We start from the raw sequence: 20,018 nt of genomic DNA, 5'->3' as shown, positions 1-20,018 counted from the left end.
TCATAGACTCCATCGCTACGCCTGTCCACAATGAATAGGATCTACAGAATTTCGAGACCTTCGGTCTGGTATGTGAGCACACCCCATCCGTGCGATTCACAATGTCTGCAAAATCTCTTTCGAACAGAGCCTAGGCTTACGACAAAGTAATCATCCGGCAAATGGCACTTACTCCCCTCATCACTCAAGACCGTATCCCAGGTGACCTACAGGATGTGGTCGTTGAGATCATGCGGCTCGACGCAGCACTTCGCATCAACGTCCCCCCACCGCTACGGCTCCCTCTGATGGAGCATCTTCATAAGGTAAACTCGTATTACAGCAACAAAATTGAGGGCAACTCCGCTCTACCGGCAGACGTGTTAAGCACCCATGAAATGCCAACCGACGTCAAAGTCGCAAATGAGTTAGAGAAGATTAAATGCCACATTGAAGCGCAGAAACGCCTGGCGGATGACCCGATCGCAGATTCGCTAATCTGTACCAGGGACGCAGTCGCACGTATGCACCGGGAGCTCTACAAAGGCATACCCGACGTGCTACTGGACATGAAAGTCAACGACGATGGTGAGAGCATCCGTATGGTCCCGGGGCAGTTCAGGGATCGGGGTGTTAGGGTCGGCAAGCACATCCCGCCAACTGCCGAGAAACTTATGTCCTACATGAATTGGTTCGAAACCGCCTACCGGTTGGACCGGCACCACGGCATCTCACCAATTCTGGCTGCTGCAGCTGCGCATCACCGACTGATGTGGATTCACCCATTCGTGGATGGTAATGGCCGCACAGGTCGCCTATTCACCGACCAGTATCTCAAGGCCAGTGGTCTGGGTGGTTCAGACTTGTGGTCAATGTCCCGTGGCTTCGGCCGCAACGCCGAGGCGTACTATGCAGCGCTGAATGCTGCTGACCATGTTCGCAAAGGCGATTTCGACGGACGTGGCGAGCTCTCCGATGCAGGGTTGCTGAAATTCACTCGCTACTTCGTCGAGACCGCTCTCGATCAGGTGAATTATTTCAGCTCCATACTAGAACCACGGATGCTGAATCAGCGGATCGACAACTACTTCCAACAGCGGCATCAGGAAGCTTTCTACACCATAAAAGGTGAGGTGTTGCCGGAGTTCAGCATCAAGGCTTGCGAACTCTACAAGGATTTGCTGTGCCACGGTGATCAGTCGAACGACGCTATCCAAATCAAAATGGGCTTAAGCGAAAGTACAACCCGAACCCTTCTTTCGCAGATGGCCGACGAGGGGTTGATCAAATGGGAGGGACTCAAGTCGGTTTCTCTAAGCCTCTCCCCTTACTCTATCGAGTTCCTGTTCCCGTCCCTCTGGTAATCGATTGGCCTTGAACGTCATAAGCTGAGACTTACTCACCGCCGCCCCTCTGACCTCAAGTCTGATCCCTTTGAGCCCCACTTTCTGAGTCGAGAGCGGTCAATCATGAGCGACTGCTTTCCACCCCCAAAGCAGACCTCCCTAAGTCACCCCCTGAAACGGAGCGCTGATTGCTACCGGCAGAGAAGGGATGTCAATCTGGGCGCAGGTGAGCAGATCAGCTCTCACTGCTGAACAGCATCACTTCGTTTCTGCCGCGCTGCTTGGCTTCGTACATGGCTTGATCAGCGGCCTTGCTAAGGTTGTCGGTATCTTGTGCGTGATGTGGGTACCCTTCAGCTATGCCTGAGCCCGACTTACGAAGATGTAATCGGCCCATCATTCGAACGACAGGTCCATTCCCTTAAGATTCAGTCACGTCAAATAGGAGTGATGAACATGAGAATTTTTAAAGGAATTGCCGCTTTGCTGATCCTGACCGCATCCTCGACCGCATTGGCTGAGGGCGGATCCGACCGATTGCACGGAAAGATGATTCAGGCGAATGAACAAGCTATGCGCGCTTATGCCGCTGCCAATGGAAAAAAACCACCAGAGGTAACCCACTATCGCTACGGGATGAAACTCGACATTGCGAAAGTGATCAGTATGACCTCGAACCGGGGTACCTGTGACGTGATGCCGGCGCAAATGACCTATGAAGACTCGACTGGAAAGCTCAACATTCTTGAGTACCGCACAGCCGGCATAGGTTGCCGCGGTCAGAGTTGACTGATCAGGATGCCCTCCCCACAATAAAAACGGCGCCTACAAGGCGCCGTTTTTATTGGTCTAAGGAAGGGTTAGTGGCCTGGATATTCTGCAACCACTTCATCACCTCCGCTCTTGGTGAGGCCGATGACCTGATAAGCATGCGTAACACCATCCACTTCCATCCCTGGAGAGCCTGCGGGCATCCCTGGCACGGCAATGCCAAGCAGGTCACTTCGCTTTGCCAGCTCTCGAACTTGTTCAGCTGGGACATGCCCCTCAACAAACTTTCCGTCGATCACTGCGGTGTGACAGGACGCTAAACGTGGCACGACCCCGAGATTCTGCTTTACAGCACTCATATCGGTTTCAACGTGATCGATGACCTTGAAACCATTCTGTTCCATGTATGCAACCCACTTTGTACAGCACCCGCAGTTTGCATCTCGGTGCACATCGATCGCGGTTGGCACGGCTGCGTAAACTGGCGGTAGCGTGAGAAATGCAGCAAGGGCGGTCAACCTCAGGAAGCGGCTTTTAACTTTCATGGGGATGCTCCTTTCCATCACTGTGCGTATGAGTCTTCGGAGTCGGCTTGGAGTGATGATCACTATCAGCTTCGGCCGCGTCATGACCGCCGTGATGGTCGGTGTCAGGCTTGGCGCTGGCGGGATCAGCGGAAGGTGAATGATGCGCCTCTGCTTGCCCCATATCGTGATGGCCTCCTGTGGAGGCAGGCTTGCTGTGGTGGCCAGGCTTATTCCCGCCATGCTGACCTTCATGATTGTGCATCTCACTTTCCCCACCGCCGTGCTGGTGCCCGCCACTGGTTGCTACCAGCGCTTTGTACTGCTCAGCGTTCATCTGCGGTAGTTGGTCCAGAAATGCGACAATGCCCCAGATATATTGATCACCCATGCTCTTGCCCCAAGCAGGCATGCCGGTGGCCTTGATACCATGTTTAATGGTCCAGAACGCAGCGGCGGGACCATCGTCTAGGCCAATCTTGGTGAGGTTGGGAGGAGACGGATACAGTGCTTGGCTGAGCTCAGTCTTATCAACCCCTGGGGCGAGATGACAGCCAATACACATGGCATTGTAGTTCCCGGCGCCAGTACGAATCAGGGTTTCATCCTTTAGATTCGGTACCTCGATATCTCGTGCGCGAACCTCGATAGAGCGATCCCGCGCCATGGAGAGGAATGCATGGACTGCCGGAAAGTGAGGATCATCAGCACCAACGTTGACCAGGCCGAAATACGCGACCCCCAGAACAGCCGCACTACCCAAGGCGCCTGCTGCCACAAGCGTTGTAATTGTTTTCTTCATGTCAGGTGCTCAAAACCACATCCGAATGCCAGCAACGAATCGGGCTTCATCCACATCCCCATCTTCTTCGCGAATCAGGTCTGCAGTTTTGCCGTAGGAGCGGCTCCAGGTGACGCCTATGTAGGGTGCAAATTGGCGAACGAGCTCATATCGTAAGCGCAGTCCAACTTCGGTGTTGGCGAGACCGGAACCTACGCCACGCGCAGGATCGTTTTTGCCATAGAAATTAGCTTCTGCGGTAGGCTGCAGGATCAGGCGATTAGTCAGGAGGATGTCGTATTCGCCTTCCAGCCGTGCGGCGCTCTGACCATTCTCACCAATGAAAGCGGTAGCTTCAGCTTCGAATTCGTACAGCGCCATGCCCTGAATACCGAAAGCTGCCCATGTCTGGGGAGATTCTGGTTTGAAATCCTGGCGAACCCCAGCAACCACATCCCACCAAGGACCGATTGAGCGCCCGTATAAAAGCTGGAGCTCGGCATCCTCGGTAACGCCATTTGTGCGCTCGCCCTCAGAACGGATCCATAGCCGGTTGATGTCGCCCCCAACCCATCCCGAAGCATCCCAAGCCAGCGTGCTGCCTTCGTCTGCGTCCTGGTACTCAAGCTGATCCAACAAGAAGAAGCTGTTGATACCGCTATCGTGAACTTCATGACCGCCCAGTGGAGGAAACGCCGCGTTTCGGTCCGCATCAGTCAGTACAGGAATCGGAGTACGACTGGTCGCCGTGGGGGCATTAGCAGAACCGTGGTCCATCTTCGAATGATCCATGGCTCCGTGATCCATACCTTCCATGCTCCCATGGCCCATCTTGCTATGGTCCATGGAGTCCTTGCTTCCCTGCATGGAGCTATGATCCATCTTGCTGTGATCAACAGAAGTGGCCTTTTTCGGCTGCTTGCTTGCCCCCATCTGGCTGTGGTCCATTCCCTGCATCGCGCTTTGTGAAGAGGCTGGATCCGTTTGCATAGACCCATGCCCCATCGCTGAATGGTCCATTTCTTCAGCCGCAAAGCTAGGCGCACCATTCAGTGCGCTGAGGGACACAGCCAATGCCAAGAGCGATGGTCGTGCCAGCCTATTGGTCATCTTTCCCTGCCTTAGCTTTGTCGCCGCCGTGCGAATCCATCATTTCGCTGTGATCCATGCCTTCCATCGACCCATGATCCATACCCTTCATAGATCCATGGTCCATGCCTTTCATAGAGCCATGATCCATTCCTTCGGCTTGCTTACCCTGTGCGCCCTTGGTTCCGGCGTTGGATTTAGCTGAACTCGGGGCGTCAGCAGACTTCTGGGTATGTTGCTCATGATTTTCACTGGACCACGAGGAAGGGGCATAAACAGCCAGAAGACCTACCATGGCGGCAGAGAAGAAAAAGGCGCTACGTTTCATTGGTTTGCTCATCTCAGATCTCCAGATTATTCGTCCACACGGACTTCTCGGAACATGCCCATTTCCATGTGGAGCAGTAAGTGGCAGTGATAGGCCCATCGCCCTAAAGCATCGGCAGTCACGCGATAACTTCGTTTTGAGCCAGGAGGCATGTCGATAGTGTGTTTGCGCACCATGAAGTTACCGTCCTCGTCCTCCAGGTCGCTCCACATGCCGTGGAGATGGATGGGATGAGTCATCATGGTGTCGTTGACCAAAGTGAGGCGAAGACGCTCGCCATACTTGAGGCGCAGGGGCTCTGCATCAGAAAACTTAATCCCATCAAAAGACCATGAGAACTTTTCCATATGTCCGGTGAGGTGTAGTTCGATAGTGCGACCAGGCTCTCGGCCGTCTGGATCAATGAAAGTGCTTCGCAGATCCGCATACGTCAGGACACGGCGTCCATTGTTGCGCAGTCCGATTCCTGGATCGCTCAACTTAGGCGTCGGCGACATCGTCTGCATGTCGACCAAGGGGTTGTTGGTCTCCGAATCTGGGTGAGTCTGCATGGCTCCGCGCATTCCAGACATGCTGCTGTGATCCATGTCGGCCATCTTGCTGTGGTCCATGCCGGCCATGCTGCTATGGTCCATCCCAGCCATCTTGCTGTGATCCATGCCGGCCATGCTGCTATGGTCCATCCCAGCCATCTTGCTGTGATCCATGCCGGCCATGCTGCTATGGTCCATCCCAGCCATCTTGCTGTGATCCATGCCGGCCATGCCAGGCATACCGCCCTGCGTTGACCCGTGATCCATTCCGCCCATATCGCCGTGATCCATGCCCATATCGCTCATCGAGATGAGAGGACGCGGATCAACTGCTGGCACGGGAGCTTGCAAACCTTCACGTACGGCCAATGTGCCCCTGGAGTACCCTGTGCGATCCATGGTTTGCGCGAAAATGGTATAAGCCTGCGCGTCATCCGGCTCGACGATTACATCGTAAGTTTCTGCAACCGCTATTCGAAACTCATCGACCTTCACCGGTTTGACATGCTGTCCGTCGGCTGCGACCACAGTCATTTTCAAACCGGGAATCCGCACATCGAAGTACGTCATGGCCGAGGCGTTGATAAAGCGCAACCGGATCTTTTCGCCCGGCTTGAAGATGCCCGTCCAGTTGCTGCCCGGGGCGTGGCCATTCATGAGATAGGTGTAGGTATAGCCGCTCACATCAGCCAGATCGGTTGGGCTCATGTTCATCTCAGCCCACATTTTCCGGTCCGCCACGGCAGCTGACCATCCCATCTCGCTTACGTCGTTGACGAAATCGCCAACCGTGCGTTTGTGGTAGTTGTAATAGTCCGACTGCTTCTTGAGCTTGGACAGAACTCTGGCAGGGTCCTCATCGGTCCAGTCGCTAAGCATGACCACGTAATCCCGTTCATAGGTGAACGGCTCGGGCTCCTTTGCATCGATGACCAATGCACCGTACACCCCGACTTGTTCCTGTAGCCCAGAATGGCTGTGGTACCAGTAGGTCCCGTTCTGATGGACCTTGAACTTGTACTCATACATGCCATCAGGTGCGATGCCATGGAAGCTCAGGCCAGGCACACCATCCATGTTCGCCGGCAGGATGATGCCGTGCCAATGGATGGAAGTATCCTGCTTCAAGCGGTTGCGAACTCGGAGCGTGACAGTGTCACCTTCGCGCCACCGAAGAATTGGTCCAGGCAGCGAGCCGTTGATCGCCATTGCCGTACGAGCCGCTCCGGTGATGTTGACCGGCAGCTCACCGATGTACAGATCAAAATCGGTGCCTGTCAGCACATTAGGTTGGCCAGGGCTGGTCACGGCCCAGACCGGCGTGCGCCACATGCCCAATCCACCAAGTAGTCCAGTAGCGGCCAGGCCTTTGACGAAGGATCGTCTCGTGGTTTTGCTTTGCATGCCGTAGTGTCCAGTCAGTCAGGTAATTCGCTGATATTCGGGCTGTTCGAGGTCGAAGGTCCCGATTTCCTTAGGATTCCCACAAGCCTTGTAGACTTTTCAGAAAGCACAAGCCGCGGTGGGAAAGAGCAATCTGAAACTGCCACATAACAGATTCCCGAGTGATTACATTTCTGTAAGCTCGACTCAGCAGCTCTCATGCTTCGCTTGTTTGTGAATCTCAGCTGCTACCGGCGCCTGGTCCTTCTTCTGCTGTGCAAGCTGATTCGTACTCACGGAGGTCTGCCGGGCTGCCTCCATCCTTGCAAAGATGCGGTCGGCACCGCCTTCAGCCAGAGCAAGGCTAGACATGCCAAAGGTGACCATCATCACGAGCGTTTTGATCAAGTTCATCAGTTGTGCCTCAGCGGGTTACGGTGAGCCCCAAGGGCTTCAGGCTTAGGGTCACATTAGCTAGCCTGCGCTTTCAGAAAGCTGAGCTGGGTATTACAGTTCTGTCAGGTTCTTGCGACTGATCATTCCACCCGGCCAAACGTCTGCTGCGGAGACTGAAACGAAATGACTGAATCTGGCCCCAAAAAAACGGCGCCGTTTGGGCGCCGCTAGGCCAAAGGAGCAGAGGGGAACGGCCGTGAATTCGGGGTTATGGATGACACTCCTTGTCCGCCATCATTAGCTTGTGCTCACGGACCATTTGACCAAGGACCTCATCCACCATCTTGTCGTGTTTCTCCATCCACGCTAGATGTTCATCCTTTGTCATGCCTGCTTTGGGATGGTCTTGATGCAGCTGGCTCATCAAGTCCTGCAACATGGCCATGTGCTCTTTCATGTGTACATGCCGTTGGCCGAGGTCAGCTTTCTCCGCTTTTACCAGTACGGCCTCGGCCTGGTCCCGAAGTAACTGGATTCTTTCGAGCGCACGGTCGCTTCCACCTTCAGCGAACACAGTTGAAGACAGCAGCATAGCTGTAGCAAGAAGCACTGGTTTGAGCGATTTCACAGGACGATCTCCACCAGGTTGTCAGGGTCACTGCTACCGCTAACGGCAGGCACGATTGCGATGCCTGTCATAACAGACCGTAGACAGGACTCCCTGACAGCTGCCTGATGCCTACATTACTTTTGCGTCAGGTTCTGGTTGGGCGGCTTTTTTGCTGCAAACTGGACATGTACACCATTGGGGTCAAAGCACATGAAACTACTCGTAGCTGAGGATGAGCCAAAAGCCGGAGCCTACTTGCAGCAGGGCCTCGCAGAGGCAGGTTTTACTGTTGATCGTGTCCTCTCGGGTACCGACGCCCTTCAACATGCACTGAGCGAAAGCTACGACCTACTGATTCTCGATGTGATGATGCCGGGGCTAGATGGCTGGGAAGTCCTGCGGATGGTTCGCGCGGCAGGTAAAGACGTCCCTGTCTTGTTCCTGACGGCTCGTGATGGCGTAGACGATAGAGTGAAAGGCCTTGAGCTAGGGGCCGACGATTACCTCATAAAACCATTCGCATTCTCAGAGCTACTCGCTCGGGTCCGTACGCTACTGCGCCGGGGCATCAGCTCGTCAGCTCAAACCACCATGAAAATGGCGGATCTTGAGGTTGACCTTCTCAAGCGGCGTGCCACTCGAAACGGCAAGCGAATTGATCTGACAGCAAAGGAGTTTTCACTTCTAGAGCTTCTGATGCGGCGTCGCGGTGAAGTGCTGCCCAAATCCCTAATTGCATCCCAAGTGTGGGACATGAATTTCGACAGCGACACCAATGTGATCGAGGTGGCGATTCGGCGGCTGCGGGCAAAGATTGATGACGACTTTGCTCCGAAGCTCATTCACACAGCCCGAGGCATGGGCTACATGATGGATACAACTGAGTGATGCTGTCACAGTCCTCACTCGTCAAACGTCTGACCTTGATGATCATGTTCGCGGTCATCGCTGTACTGGCGGTCGCAGGCATCAGCTTCAACATGCTGAGCCAACATCACTTCCGAATGCTCGATGAACAAGCGCTATTCGAGAAGCTGGAGTCGACAAGACACATCCTGTCGATCCAGGCACCGGGAGCAAGGCTTGAAGGGCTACGACCGCAACTAAGCGCATTATTAGGCGCCCACCAGGATCTGACGGCGGAGATCCTCAACTCAGACGGTGCTGTACTGTTTTCAGATCTCAAAACCGTGCAGATCCCCGATCGTTACAAGCGTGCTGAAAAAGAAACCATGTGGGAATGGCAGGACGAATCCCATAACTTCCGCGGCGTCACGTCTCACGTCAAGATCCCAGGCGACCTAGCCCCCGGCACCGTCATGCTGATGCTGGATATCACCAGCCATGCGCATTTCTTTGAAACCCTGCAACGGTGGTTCGGAGTCGGTTTGGTTATCAGCGCGTTGGTCAGCGCAGGCTTGGGTTGGCTAGTCGCGAAAAGTGGGCTGCGTCCCGTCGAGCAGATCACGAAGGTTGCGACGTCCATGTCTGCTAGGTCACTCCAAGAACGCATCCCTCTGGAACCTGTGCCACTTGAACTTCAAGAACTGATCTTGTCCTTCAACGGAATGCTCGCACGCTTGGATGACGCATTCGTTCGCCTATCCAACTTTTCGGCCGACATCGCACACGAGTTAAGAACCCCGGTGAGTAACCTGCTAACGCACACCGAGGTCGTGCTGACCAGGAAACGCGATTTGGACGCGTATGAGGAGAACCTGTACTCGAATCTGGAGGACCTGAAGCGGATGTCCCGCATGATCGATGACATGCTCTTCCTCGCCAAGGCCGACAACGGGCTCATCATTCCTGAGCAGGTCGACATCAAACTTGAAGATCTCGTGTCCAAGCTTTTCGAGTACTACCAATTACTGGCTGAGGATCGAGGAGTACGGCTAAGCCTTCATGGAAGGGGAATCATCACTGGAGACCGTCTGATGATTGATCGAGCTGTCTCCAATATCCTCTCGAACGCCATGCGATACACGCCGGAAGGAAAGGAGATCGCGGTGGAGATCCAGCATTCCGCAGACCAGGTGACACTCACCATCCGAAATAGCGGAGCCACAATTGATTCGCAGCACATCAACAAGATCTTTGATCGTTTCTACCGTGCCGACCCTGCGAGGCGGGAGGGTGGTCCCAACAATGCAGGGCTCGGTCTTGCGATCACCCGTTCCATTGTAGAAGCACACAAAGGTAGAGTCTGGTGCACCTCATCTGAAGGTTTGACCGCCTTTCACTTTGCTTTTCCCGCCGATCAACAGGAAGCGGCCGGGTAGCGAACTCTTGTGCCATCAATGTTGCGCTAACCAATTTCACCAACACTCACCCACATGACCCGTTTGTCACCACTGTGCAGCCAAGCGTGACACCTCGTCTGCTACGGGTAACAGTTTTCAGTCACTCAATTTACAGCCTGGATCTTGAACTCTTCGGGAAAAAGCCGACTGCTCATGGAACCGCCTAGTTGGCCTCATTCTGAGGCATTGTGATGTCTGCGAAACTCGGAACGGTTCACTCTTCCTAAGAGATTTGTAATTGTCCGGTGCGTGAGCAGCGACTAGACTCCCCAACATGAAACGCTACATACGGTGTTGCCTCATTTTCCTGGTTAGCCTGGCGCTTCCCCTCAGTGGGATGGCGGGTATCGAGGCACCGACTGAACCCTGCCCGATGAAGACCATGGGCATGGCGATGATGGACGACATGGGCATGGACTGCTGCAACGATATGAAAAGCCCTGCCGAACACGGCAAGCCCTGCAAGCCGGGCCAGGAATGCAAGACTGGCGGCATGCTGCAAGTCTCGATCATCAAGCCTCCTGTTACCTTGTCCAGCCCCGTCGTGACGTCCGTCTTCGGCGATTTCCTACCTACGCAGCCCCTTTCAGGGGTATGGCGACCGCCCTGCGCCTGATTCCTGTACCACACTGAGTCCCATCGGCCATTGATGCGATGGCATACCTGCGTGCATGTCTGAAGAGGCGCGCGGTGATTCATCACAGGAATCGTGAACATGAACTCTAAGTGCTATTGCACAGGTTGGTCCCTCGTGGCCGGTCTGCTGGCAAGCGTACTGGCATTGTCGAGCGTCGCCGCCCCGCTGACCCTCGATGAAGCCCTGCGGCTAGCCGAAAACAACGCCCCCTCACTGACGGCCCAAGCGGCCAAGCTGCAAGCTGCCAGCAGTGCCGCAATCCCCGCAGGGGAATTACCCGATCCCAAGTTGCTGCTGGGGGTACAGAACTACCCGATTGGCGGTCCCGATCGCTGGAGCCTTGACCAGGACTTCATGACCATGCAAATGGTTGGGGTCATGCAGGAGGTGCCCAACCGCGACAAGCGCCGGGCGCGTACCGCGGTCGCCGAAGCGGCCGTTGATCGAGCCGCGGCTGAAGGTCAAGTCGAGCGATTGAATGTCCGGCAGGCCACGGCATCGGCCTGGATCAGCAGCTATTCAGTCGAGCGTAAAGAGGTGCTGTTCCAGGATTTTTACAAAGAAAATCGTCTGTTGAGCGATACCGTCCTGGCGCAGATCGCCGGTGGCCGAGCCCAGCCTGCCGATGCGATCACACCCAGGCAGGAAGCGGCGCAATTGGCAGAGCAACAGGACGATCTGATTCGCCAGCGAGCACAAGCTCGAGCGGCTCTCAAGCGCTGGATTGGCGCCGCCGCCAATGACCAGCCTGTGGGCCGTCTGCCGGAATGGCCTGTCGATAGCTCGAGCTATTCCCACAAGTTGCAACATCATCCTGAACTGGCAGCGTTTGCACCGATGACCCGCGAGGCTGAAGCCAAAGTGCGCGAAGCCGAAGCGGAAAAGCAGTCCGACTGGAGCTGGGAAGTCGATTATCAGCGCCGCGGGCGGGAGTTTGGCGATATGGTCAGCGTGCAACTCTCATGGGACCTGCCGTTGTTCCCCGGCTCCCGACAAAATCCCAGGATCGCCGCCAAACACGCCGAGCTGAATCAATTGGAAGCCGAGCGCGAAGCTCTTACACGCGAGCATACCCAGCAACTGGAAGCTGATTTGGCTGACTACGAGCGTCTAAACCGTGCCGTGAGCCGCAGCCGGGAAACCCTGGTCCCCCTGGCCAAGGAAAAGGTTGGACTGAGCATGGCCAGCTACCGCGCAGGGAAAGGCGACCTGGCGTCTGTTATCGCGGCCCGACGTGAACTCATCGAGGCTCGCCTTAAACAAATTGACGTCGAAGAACAGCGAGCGCTGACGAATGCTCGCTTGTATTTCAACTACGGGGACACCAGCCGATGAGCACTCGAATCTGGAAAGGGGGTTTGCTGGCAGGCTTCTCGGTGGCCATAGGCCTTGGTGGCGGCTACTGGTTCGCTCAGCAACGCATGAACACAATGCCTGATGCGCTCACACAGCAGGCTCCCAAAACGCAAGACGAACGCAAGGTGCTGTATTGGTACGACCCGATGGTGCCGCAGCAGAAGTTCGATAAACCGGGCAAATCGCCCTTTATGGACATGCAGCTGGTACCACAATACGCGGATGGCACAACCACCGGTGCCGCCATCAGCATCGACCCCGACCTGACTCAGAATCTGGGCATGCGCCTGGCAAACGTCACCCGTGGCGTCCTCGCTTCTAGCCTGGACGTTGTCGGCGTGCTGGCATTCAACGAGCGGGAAGTTGCGGTGATTCAGGCACGTACCGCTGGCTTTGTGGAACGGGTCTATGCCCGCGCCCCAGGCGACCTGCTCACGGTGAATGCACCATTGGCGGATATCCTGGTACCGGAGTGGGCTGCTGCCCAGGAAGAATTCCTCGCACTTAAACATAATGGCGATGCCGACTTGCTGGCAGCGGCCCGCCAACGACTCCGCCTCACGGGAATGCCCGCGGCACTGATTACTCAGGTAGAGCGCAGCGGCAAGGTCCAGCCGAACTTGACCCTTACCAGCCCCATTGGCGGTGTGCTGCAAGAGTTGAATGTCCGTACGGGCATGACCGTGGCGGCTGGCGAGACGCTGGCCCGGGTCAATGGTTTGAGCAGCGTCTGGCTGGCGGTGGCCGTTCCAGAGTCGGAAACTGGATCAATCATCGTCGGACAGACGGTAGAAGCACGCCTGCCAGCCTTCCCGGGGACAGTGCTCAACGGCACGGTCAGTGCGATTCTGCCGGAAACCAATCCGGACAGCCGCACTGTCCGTGTGCGAGTCGAGCTCCCCAACGCTGACGGGCGACTCAGACCGGGAATGACAGCGCAAGTGCGTCTGAACCGTACGACCGAGCAAAGTACGTTGTGGGTGCCGAGCGAGGCAGTCATCCGTACTGGCCGGCGCACGCTGGTGATGCTCGCCGAAGACGCGGGTCGCTACCGTCCGGTAGAAGTGCAACTCGGACTGGAAAACGACGGCAAGACGGTAATATTGAAAGGCTTGCAGGAAGGTGAACAGGTAGTCAGCTCCGGACAGTTCTTGCTCGACTCCGAAGCCAGCCTCAAGGGCATTGTCGCAACCACGCTGGAAGTACCAGCACCACCCACTGCCGCCTCCGCCCTTCATGAGTCAGAGGGGCAAGTCCTGCAGATCAATAGCCAAGATGTCACGCTTGCCCACGGTCCGTTCAAAACATTGGGTATGCCAGGCATGACCATGACCTTTCCGTTAGCAACCCCTGCGCTCATGCAGGGGCTCAAGTCGGGCGACAAGGTTCGTGTATCCGTCAGTCAAACCGATGATGGTTTGCGCGTTGAGCGCCTGGAAAAACTAGGGGATCAGCCATGATTGCGGCTCTTATCCGCTGGTCAGTGGCTAACCGCTTCCTGGTGCTATTGGCCACGCTGTTTGTCACGGCCTGGGGCGTCTGGTCGGTGCAGAGCACGCCCATCGATGCGCTGCCAGATCTGTCCGATGTGCAGGTGATCATTCGCACCCCGTATCCGGGCCAGGCACCGCAGATCGTCGAGAACCAGGTGACCTACCCGTTGGCCACCACCATGCTCTCGGTGCCAGGGGCGAAAACCGTGCGCGGTTATTCCTTTTTCGGCGACAGCTTTGTGTACGTGCTGTTTGAAGACGGTACCGATATGTATTGGGCTCGCTCCCGGGTGCTGGAGTACCTAAGCCAGATACAAAGTCGCCTGCCCGCCAGTGCCAAGCCGGCATTGGGGCCAGATGCCACTGGGGTGGGCTGGATCTATCAGTACGCCCTGGTGGATCGCACCGGTGGACACGACCTAGCGCAACTCCGTGCACTTCAAGACTGGTTTCTCAAATTTGAACTGAAGACCCTGCCCAATGTGGCGGAAGTGGCCACCGTGGGCGGCATGGTCAAGCAGTACCAAGTGCAGCTCGATCCGCTCAAACTGGCCAGCCTCGGCATCACCCAGGCGCAGGTCACCGAGGCGATTGGCAAGGCCAACCAGGAAACCGGCGGCGCCGTGTTGGAGATGGCGGAAACCGAGTTTATGGTTCGTGCGTCAGGCTACCTGAAGACATTGAATGACTTTCGAGCAATTCCACTCAAGCTAGGTGCCGGTGGCGTACCAGTAACTCTCGGCGAAGTCGCAACGATCCAGTTGGGTCCAGAGATGCGTCGCGGTATCACTGAACTCGACGGCGAAGGCGAGACCGTCGGCGGCGTGGTGATTCTGCGCAGCGGCAAGAACGCTCGCGAGACCATCGCAGCAGTCAAAGCCAAGCTCGACGAATTGAAGAAAAGCCTACCGACCGGGGTGGAAATCGTCACTACCTACGATCGCAGTAAGCTGATCGACCGCGCCGTGAAAAACCTCAGCCACAAGTTGCTCGAAGAGTTCATCGTCGTCGCCTTGGTCTGCGGGATATTTCTGTGGCATCTGCGCTCATCCCTGGTGGCCATTATCTCGCTGCCGGTCGGGGTATTGATGGCCTTCATTGTCATGCGCTACCAGGGAATTAACGCCAACATCATGTCCCTGGGCGGGATCGCCATCGCCATCGGTGCCATGGTCGACGCCGCAGTGGTGATGATCGAGAATGCTCACAAGAAGATCGAGGCATGGCACGCGGCCCATCCCGGGCAAGAGCTCAAGGGTGAACATCATTGGCTTGTAATGACTGAAGCTGCGACCGAGGTAGGGCCAGCGCTGTTTTTCTGCCTGTTGATCATCACTTTGTCGTTCATCCCAGTGTTCACTCTGGAAGCACAGGAGGGGCGGCTGTTCGGGCCCCTGGCGTTCACCAAAACCTACGCCATGGCGGCGGCAGCCGGATTATCGGTGACACTAGTGCCGGTGCTGATGGGCTACTGGATTCGCGGACGAATTCCCAATGAGGAACAGAACCCGCTGAATCGCTGGTTGATCAGGCTCTATCAACCCGCCTTGGACGCAGTGCTGCGTCGGCCCAAAGCCACTATGCTGGTCGCCCTGCTGGTGTTTCTCAGCACACTATGGCCGATGTCCCGGTTGGGGGGTGAGTTCCTTCCTCCACTGGACGAGGGCGATCTGCTCTACATGCCTTCGGCGCTGCCAGGGTTGTCGGCGCAGAAAGCGGCGCAATTGCTGCAGCAGACTGACCGTCTGATCAAGACGGTGCCCGAAGTCGAACACGTCTTCGGTAAAGCAGGCCGCGCCGAAACCGCTACCGACCCGGCGCCACTGGAGATGTTCGAAACCACCATTCAGTTCAAGCCGCGTGAGCAATGGCGACCCGGCCTGACCCAGGAAAAGTTGGTGGAGGAACTGGATCGGGTGGTCCGTGTGCCGGGATTAACCAATATCTGGATCCCGCCGATTCGCAATCGCATCGATATGCTCGCCACTGGGATCAAGAGCCCGATCGGGGTGAAAATTGCCGGTAGCAACCTGACAGAGATTGATGCAGCCACTCAGGCGGTTGAGCGCGTGGCCAAGGACGTACCTGGGGTCAGTTCTGCGCTGGCTGAGCGCCTAACCGGTGGCCGTTACATCGACGTGGATATCGACCGCAAAGCCGCTGCCCGCTATGGGCTGAACATCGCCGATGTGCAGTCAATCGTCGCCGGCGCAATCGGCGGTGAAAACATCGGGGAGACCATTGAGGGACTGGCACGCTTCCCAATCAATGTGCGATATCCGCGCGAGTGGCGTGATTCGCTCGGCGCCCTGGAGCAACTGCCGATCTACACCCCACTAGGAAACCAAATCACCCTTGGCACGGTGGCTAGGATCAAGGTCAGCGACGGTCCGCCGATGCTCAAGAGCGAGAATGCAAGGCCTTCCGGATGGGTGTATATCGACGTGCGGGGGCGGGATATTGCCTCGGTGGTCGCCGACTTGCGCCGTGTCGTCAGTGAGCAGGTCAAGTTGCAGCCAGGGATGAGCTTGAGCTACTCGGGGCAGTTCGAGTTTCTCGAAAGGGCCAATGCCCGACTCAAGCTGGTAGTGCCGGCCACTCTGCTTATCATTTTCGTCCTGCTCTATCTGACCTTTGCTCGCCTCGACGAGGCCTTGTTGATCATGGCCACGCTGCCATTCGCTCTGACCGGCGGAGCATGGTTCCTCTATCTGCTGGGCTTCAATTTGTCGGTGGCCACCGGCGTTGGCTTTATCGCCCTGGCCGGTGTGTCTGCCGAATTTGGAGTGATCATGCTGCTGTACCTGAAGAAGGCCTGGGCCGAACGTGAAGACCTCGGTGACAACACAGAGCGTGGGCTGGTCGAGGCGATTCGCGAAGGTGCGGTGCTGCGTGTTCGACCCAAGGCCATGACCGTCGCCGTCATTATCGCCGGCCTATTGCCGATACTCTGGGGCAGCGGGACCGGTAGTGAAGTGATGAGTCGCATCGCTGCACCGATGGTCGGTGGCATGGTCACGGCTCCCTTGCTTTCTCTCTTTGTCATTCCGGCGGCCTATCGCTTGATGCGCCGTCGGCACCTCCCCGTTGTATCCACCAACCCTCAAGGTAAAGCCGTATGAAACTGACCCTGATTGCCGTTGCAAGCACCGTTGTCGCACTGTCTCTTTCCGCACAGGCGGAGGACATGCCGGGAATGAAGAAGGAGGCTATGCCCATGGAGGGCATGCAGATGAAGCAAGAGACCAAACAGGCTCCAGTGGCCAAAGCGGAGGGAACGATCAAGGCTATCGATACTACGAAGCACACAGTGACGATTGCGCATGGCGCCGTGCCGGCCCTGCAGTGGCCCGCCATGACCATGGCATTCAATGCAACAACCGAGCAACTGGCAGGCCTGAAAGCTGGGGATCAAGTAGCGTTTGAGTTTCGTGCCGAGGGTATGGCAGCCACCATAGTGTCGATCAAGCCCCTGAAATAACAATGGCATGGATGGCTGATTCGACCTTCACAAGCAGTTATCGAACCTGCCATCCACCATTCTTGGGCGTACAGGTCAGCGAAAGGTCGGCAGCCCCACGGGATAGTGAAGAGTTGATTGCTCCACCATCCTCTTGATTGACTCCTTGGGTTTGAAGGATGGTTTCATGCGCCTGAAGTAGGCGCCCTTTTCCAACAAGTACCCTGTGTCACCCGTTTGTGGTGACGTAGCCAAATCGACGCGACTGGCGAGGGAGTCGTTGTGCGCAGCAATGGCCGGCCGCTGCCTGAGGCGGATGAGATCATCGTGGCCACGGGTTTACATCCCAATCTGCAGCCCCTAAGTGAGCTGCGGCTGGCAATTGACCAAACCACTCAAAGCCCTGCTCAGTTGGCTCCATTGATCGATCCAAACGAATACAGCTTCGGCACCGTTCGCCCGCATGGTCTCGACGAGTTAGGGACTCGGTGAACAGTCTCGGTCCATCGCCCTGCCAGAGATCAGATCTGGCGGGGCACTTTAGGTGCGTCTAAACCACAGCAACCGCGCTGCTCCTGGATCGGTGGGCACTTCACCGAGCCAAACGAACAGAACACACAACAGTCACCAGGATTCGGGCGTAGCAGGGTCTTGCAGCTGTCACACTCGTAGAAGAACTGGCAGGCGTCCGTGGGCATGACCTCCTGCTTGGCGAAGCCGCAATGCGGGCAGGTCAACACGGATTCAAGGATGATGGCGCTCATAGCTGCCCCACTTATGTACGGTGCCTGCCCTGTAAAATACTGGAGCCGGACCGATGGCGCGAGTAGAGGATGCTCGAAGCGCCATTATGTGGATCAGTATGCGACGTCTTAAACTTGAGAGCCCCATGAACAGAGATACCCTTGAGCAAAACCAGATACCTATCTACTTCGTCGCGGTGATAGTCGCCGCACTCGGTGGGCTTCTGGCTCCATCCTCTGCACAGGGGTTGTCGGCCTTGACTACCCCTAGCATCGCCATACTGATGTACGCGATGTTCCTGCAGATTCCCTTCCTGAATCTGCGAGAAGGACTGCGCAACAAGCCCTTTATGGCAGCGCTCATGGTCACCAACTTCATCCTGATCCCGCTGCTGGTCTGGGGGCTGACCCGCTTTCTGGAAGGCCAGCCAGCCATTCTGATTGGTGCGCTACTTGTCCTGCTGACGCCCTGCATCGACTATGTGGTGGTGTTCACCCACATTGGCCGGGGCGACTCACGCTTGATTCTTTCAGCTACCCCCATCCTGCTGCTACTCCAGCTCGCGTTGCTGCCGCTCTACCTCAGTCTTATGCTTAGCGGTAACTCCGGGGTTGAGATGCAGGTCGGCCCATTCCTCGAAGCCTTCTTGGCGCTGATCGTGGGTCCCCTGATCCTGGCCCTGTTGACCGAGGCCCTGGTCAAACGCTCCACAGTAGTAAAAGTCTGGGCCGATGCCTGGGCCTGGTTGCCGGTACCGGCGATGGCGGCAGTACTGATCGCTGTAGTCGGCTCCCAGATCGCCCCTGTGGTGAACCAGATCGAAAAGCTCGCACCGGTGCTGCCTGTATATATCGCCTTCGCTTTCCTGGCCCCGATGATCGGCGCCTTGGTCGCGAAGATGTTTAAACTGCCCGTCGGAGCGGCCAGGGCGGTGACATTCAGTACCTCGACGCGCAATTCGCTGGTGGTCCTGCCGCTCGCCCTGGCCTTGCCCGAAGAACTGCGCGGACTCGCTGCCGCCGCAGTCATCACCCAGACCCTCGTTGAGCTGGTTTTCGAGTTGATCTATGTTCGAGCGATTCCATCGCTCCTTTGCCGGGATCGATCGACGACCACAGCGTCGCTCAGTCGCTGACTGCGTCACGAAACAGGCGTCTGCAACTTCCAGTTTCGATCCGTTGTCCCGCCAAAGATCAGGCTTGGCGGGGTGAAGCTGATAGCTGAGACGGGTAATCCTTGCCCAGATGATGAAGCAGTCGAGGCATTAGGTAACTGGCGTCAGCACCCACGCCCCTGAGTGTTGCCGAGGCGAAGTTACGTTGCTTCGGCAAGCCTACGAAGTACAAGCCAGGCACCTTGCTGGCTACACCGTTGTGTTGCAGCACACGTCCACTCCGGTCTGCGACCGGGAGGCCTGACAGGAAATCAAGGTTTGGCTGGAAGCCCGTCGCAAAGATCAGCGCATCGACTTGGGTCGTGCTTCTGTCCGGCCAGACAACAGCATCGGATAGCACTTGCTGGAACATTGCCCTACGCCGGAATCGACCGGCGTTGAGGGCCTTCCGGTACTTGCCAGTGTCGAGCACGGGAGTGCTCTGGTCACTCAACCATCGTGTTTGCTCCAGCCTGGTGAATTTCAGCCAAGCATGAAAATCGAGCCCGAGGATTCGCTGCGGGAAGAAACGGATTTTCTCGCGGGTTGCCAGCACTACCTCGGCGACGCCTGCAAGCTCATAAGCGATCTGGACAGCTGAGTTCGCGGCTCCAACCACTACGACGCGCTGGCCAGTAAAGGGCTCTGGCGTTCGATATGCTGAGATATGCAGACATGTCCCTGAGAAGCCCTCCAACCCAGGAACGCTGGGCGTGAACGGCCGGCTAAATCCTCCCGATGCTACGACCACAGAACGTGCGGTGAGGATCGCTCCGGTGTCGCAGCGAACCTCAAACACCTTTTCCTTCTGCGCTACGCCCACCACTCGGATGCCGCCCTGAAAAGGCAGTCGAAACTCGGCAGCGTAGGCCTCCAAGTACTTCACCACCTCGTCCCGTAGCGGATAGCTCTTGGGGTCACCAGGAAACGGCAGCCCCGGCAGCGCTGAGTGTTCAGCCGGTGAGAACAGCTGCAGGCTGTCGTAGTAGTTACGCCAGTTTCCGCCTGGGCGTATCTGCTCATCAATGATGAGAAAATCCAAGCCGTGATGCTGCAAGTGCCAACCAAGCGCCAAACCTGCTTGGCCTCCCCCAATGACAACCACATCCAAAGTACGACTCAATTCATTCAT

Annotated in this window: 19 protein-coding genes and 1 pseudogene; 10 read left to right on the top strand and 10 right to left on the bottom strand. The window is 56.6% G+C overall.

Annotated features, from left to right (window positions below; translation table 11 throughout):
* The first annotated feature begins 161 nt into the window (after positions 1-161).
* On the top strand, positions 162-1,343 hold the full coding sequence (locus U9R80_RS04330) for a Fic family protein (protein ID WP_191832372.1): 1,182 nt from the start codon (positions 162-164) through the stop codon (positions 1,341-1,343).
* Positions 1,344-1,575: 232 nt separating this feature from the next.
* Here U9R80_RS04330 and U9R80_RS27280 read toward each other — a convergent pair.
* Positions 1,576-1,674: pseudogene (locus U9R80_RS27280) on the bottom strand (diguanylate cyclase domain-containing protein); the annotation flags it as partial.
* A 107-nt stretch (positions 1,675-1,781) separates the two neighbouring features.
* On the opposite strand from U9R80_RS27280, the gene U9R80_RS04325 reads away from it, so the two are divergent.
* On the top strand, positions 1,782-2,114 hold the full coding sequence (locus tag U9R80_RS04325; RefSeq protein WP_191832374.1) for a DUF2790 domain-containing protein: 333 nt from the start codon (positions 1,782-1,784) through the stop codon (positions 2,112-2,114).
* Between the two features lie 71 nt (positions 2,115-2,185).
* Here the strand turns inward: U9R80_RS04325 and U9R80_RS04320 are convergent, their stop codons facing one another.
* The 7 genes from U9R80_RS04320 to U9R80_RS04290 form a co-directional block, all read right to left on the bottom strand.
* Positions 2,186-2,641, bottom strand: a complete 456-nt coding sequence (locus tag U9R80_RS04320) for a DUF411 domain-containing protein (protein ID WP_191832375.1) — start codon at positions 2,639-2,641, stop codon at positions 2,186-2,188.
* Entirely contained in the window at positions 2,631-3,422 is a 792-nt protein-coding gene (locus tag U9R80_RS04315; RefSeq protein ID WP_280042751.1) for a c-type cytochrome, read from the bottom strand. The genes U9R80_RS04320 and U9R80_RS04315 overlap by 11 nt, the downstream gene beginning before the upstream one ends.
* Positions 3,423-3,431: 9 nt before the next feature.
* The gene (locus U9R80_RS04310) at positions 3,432-4,511 is read right to left on the bottom strand and encodes a copper resistance protein B (protein ID WP_280042754.1); all 1,080 of its coding nucleotides are present in this window, start codon (positions 4,509-4,511) and stop codon (positions 3,432-3,434) included.
* Positions 4,501-4,830, bottom strand: coding sequence for a hypothetical protein (locus tag U9R80_RS04305; protein WP_038614600.1), 330 nt, complete (start codon positions 4,828-4,830; stop codon positions 4,501-4,503). Before U9R80_RS04305 ends, U9R80_RS04310 begins: the two co-directional genes overlap by 11 nt.
* Before the next feature lie 14 nt (positions 4,831-4,844).
* Complete coding sequence (locus U9R80_RS04300; protein WP_324804805.1) at positions 4,845-6,755, bottom strand: copper resistance system multicopper oxidase; 1,911 nt, start codon at positions 6,753-6,755, stop codon at positions 4,845-4,847.
* 186 nt (positions 6,756-6,941) lie between these two features.
* The gene (locus U9R80_RS04295; RefSeq protein ID WP_191832379.1) at positions 6,942-7,148 is read right to left on the bottom strand and encodes a co-regulatory protein PtrA N-terminal domain-containing protein; all 207 of its coding nucleotides are present in this window, start codon (positions 7,146-7,148) and stop codon (positions 6,942-6,944) included.
* 250 nt (positions 7,149-7,398) lie between these two features.
* Entirely contained in the window at positions 7,399-7,758 is a 360-nt protein-coding gene (locus U9R80_RS04290) for a co-regulatory protein PtrA N-terminal domain-containing protein (protein ID WP_301840765.1), read from the bottom strand.
* Between the two features lie 192 nt (positions 7,759-7,950).
* On the opposite strand from U9R80_RS04290, the gene U9R80_RS04285 reads away from it, so the two are divergent.
* From U9R80_RS04285 to U9R80_RS04255, 7 genes are all read left to right on the top strand, one after another.
* Complete coding sequence (locus U9R80_RS04285) at positions 7,951-8,628, top strand: heavy metal response regulator transcription factor (RefSeq protein WP_191832381.1); 678 nt, start codon at positions 7,951-7,953, stop codon at positions 8,626-8,628.
* Positions 8,628-10,022: a heavy metal sensor histidine kinase gene (locus U9R80_RS04280; RefSeq protein WP_280043375.1), complete on the top strand. Its 1,395-nt coding sequence runs from the start codon at positions 8,628-8,630 to the stop codon at positions 10,020-10,022. Before U9R80_RS04285 ends, U9R80_RS04280 begins: the two co-directional genes overlap by 1 nt.
* A gap of 295 nt (positions 10,023-10,317) precedes the next feature.
* On the top strand, positions 10,318-10,659 hold the full coding sequence (locus U9R80_RS04275; protein WP_191832382.1) for a hypothetical protein: 342 nt from the start codon (positions 10,318-10,320) through the stop codon (positions 10,657-10,659).
* 99 nt (positions 10,660-10,758) lie between these two features.
* The gene (locus U9R80_RS04270) at positions 10,759-12,015 is read left to right on the top strand and encodes a TolC family protein (protein ID WP_301840768.1); all 1,257 of its coding nucleotides are present in this window, start codon (positions 10,759-10,761) and stop codon (positions 12,013-12,015) included.
* On the top strand, positions 12,012-13,496 hold the full coding sequence (locus tag U9R80_RS04265) for an efflux RND transporter periplasmic adaptor subunit (protein ID WP_301840770.1): 1,485 nt from the start codon (positions 12,012-12,014) through the stop codon (positions 13,494-13,496). Before U9R80_RS04270 ends, U9R80_RS04265 begins: the two co-directional genes overlap by 4 nt.
* Positions 13,493-16,651 (top strand): efflux RND transporter permease subunit, encoded by a 3,159-nt coding sequence (locus U9R80_RS04260; protein WP_191832385.1) that lies wholly within the window; start codon positions 13,493-13,495, stop codon positions 16,649-16,651. The genes U9R80_RS04265 and U9R80_RS04260 overlap by 4 nt, the downstream gene beginning before the upstream one ends.
* Positions 16,648-17,010, top strand: a complete 363-nt coding sequence (locus U9R80_RS04255; protein WP_191832386.1) for a copper-binding protein — start codon at positions 16,648-16,650, stop codon at positions 17,008-17,010. The genes U9R80_RS04260 and U9R80_RS04255 overlap by 4 nt, the downstream gene beginning before the upstream one ends.
* Positions 17,011-17,510: 500 nt before the next feature.
* Here the strand turns inward: U9R80_RS04255 and U9R80_RS04250 are convergent, their stop codons facing one another.
* A complete protein-coding gene (locus U9R80_RS04250) occupies positions 17,511-17,753 on the bottom strand; it encodes a GDCCVxC domain-containing (seleno)protein (RefSeq protein WP_191832387.1) in 243 nt (80 codons plus the stop codon).
* A gap of 125 nt (positions 17,754-17,878) precedes the next feature.
* Between U9R80_RS04250 and U9R80_RS04245 the strand changes: the two genes are divergently transcribed.
* Positions 17,879-18,868 carry an arsenic resistance protein gene (locus tag U9R80_RS04245; RefSeq protein WP_301840774.1) on the top strand — a complete coding sequence of 330 codons (990 nt, stop codon included), beginning with the start codon at positions 17,879-17,881 and terminating at the stop codon, positions 18,866-18,868.
* Between the two features lie 58 nt (positions 18,869-18,926).
* On the opposite strand, the gene U9R80_RS04240 is transcribed toward U9R80_RS04245, so the two are convergent.
* On the bottom strand, positions 18,927-20,018 hold the full coding sequence (locus U9R80_RS04240) for an NAD(P)-binding domain-containing protein (protein ID WP_301840776.1): 1,092 nt from the start codon (positions 20,016-20,018) through the stop codon (positions 18,927-18,929).

This window comes from Pseudomonas sp. JQ170C (assembly GCF_035581345.1).
GTDB lineage: Bacteria > Pseudomonadota > Gammaproteobacteria > Pseudomonadales > Pseudomonadaceae > Aquipseudomonas.
The sequence above is the reverse complement of the archived record's forward strand: the minus strand, read 5'-3'. Positions and strand labels throughout refer to the sequence as shown.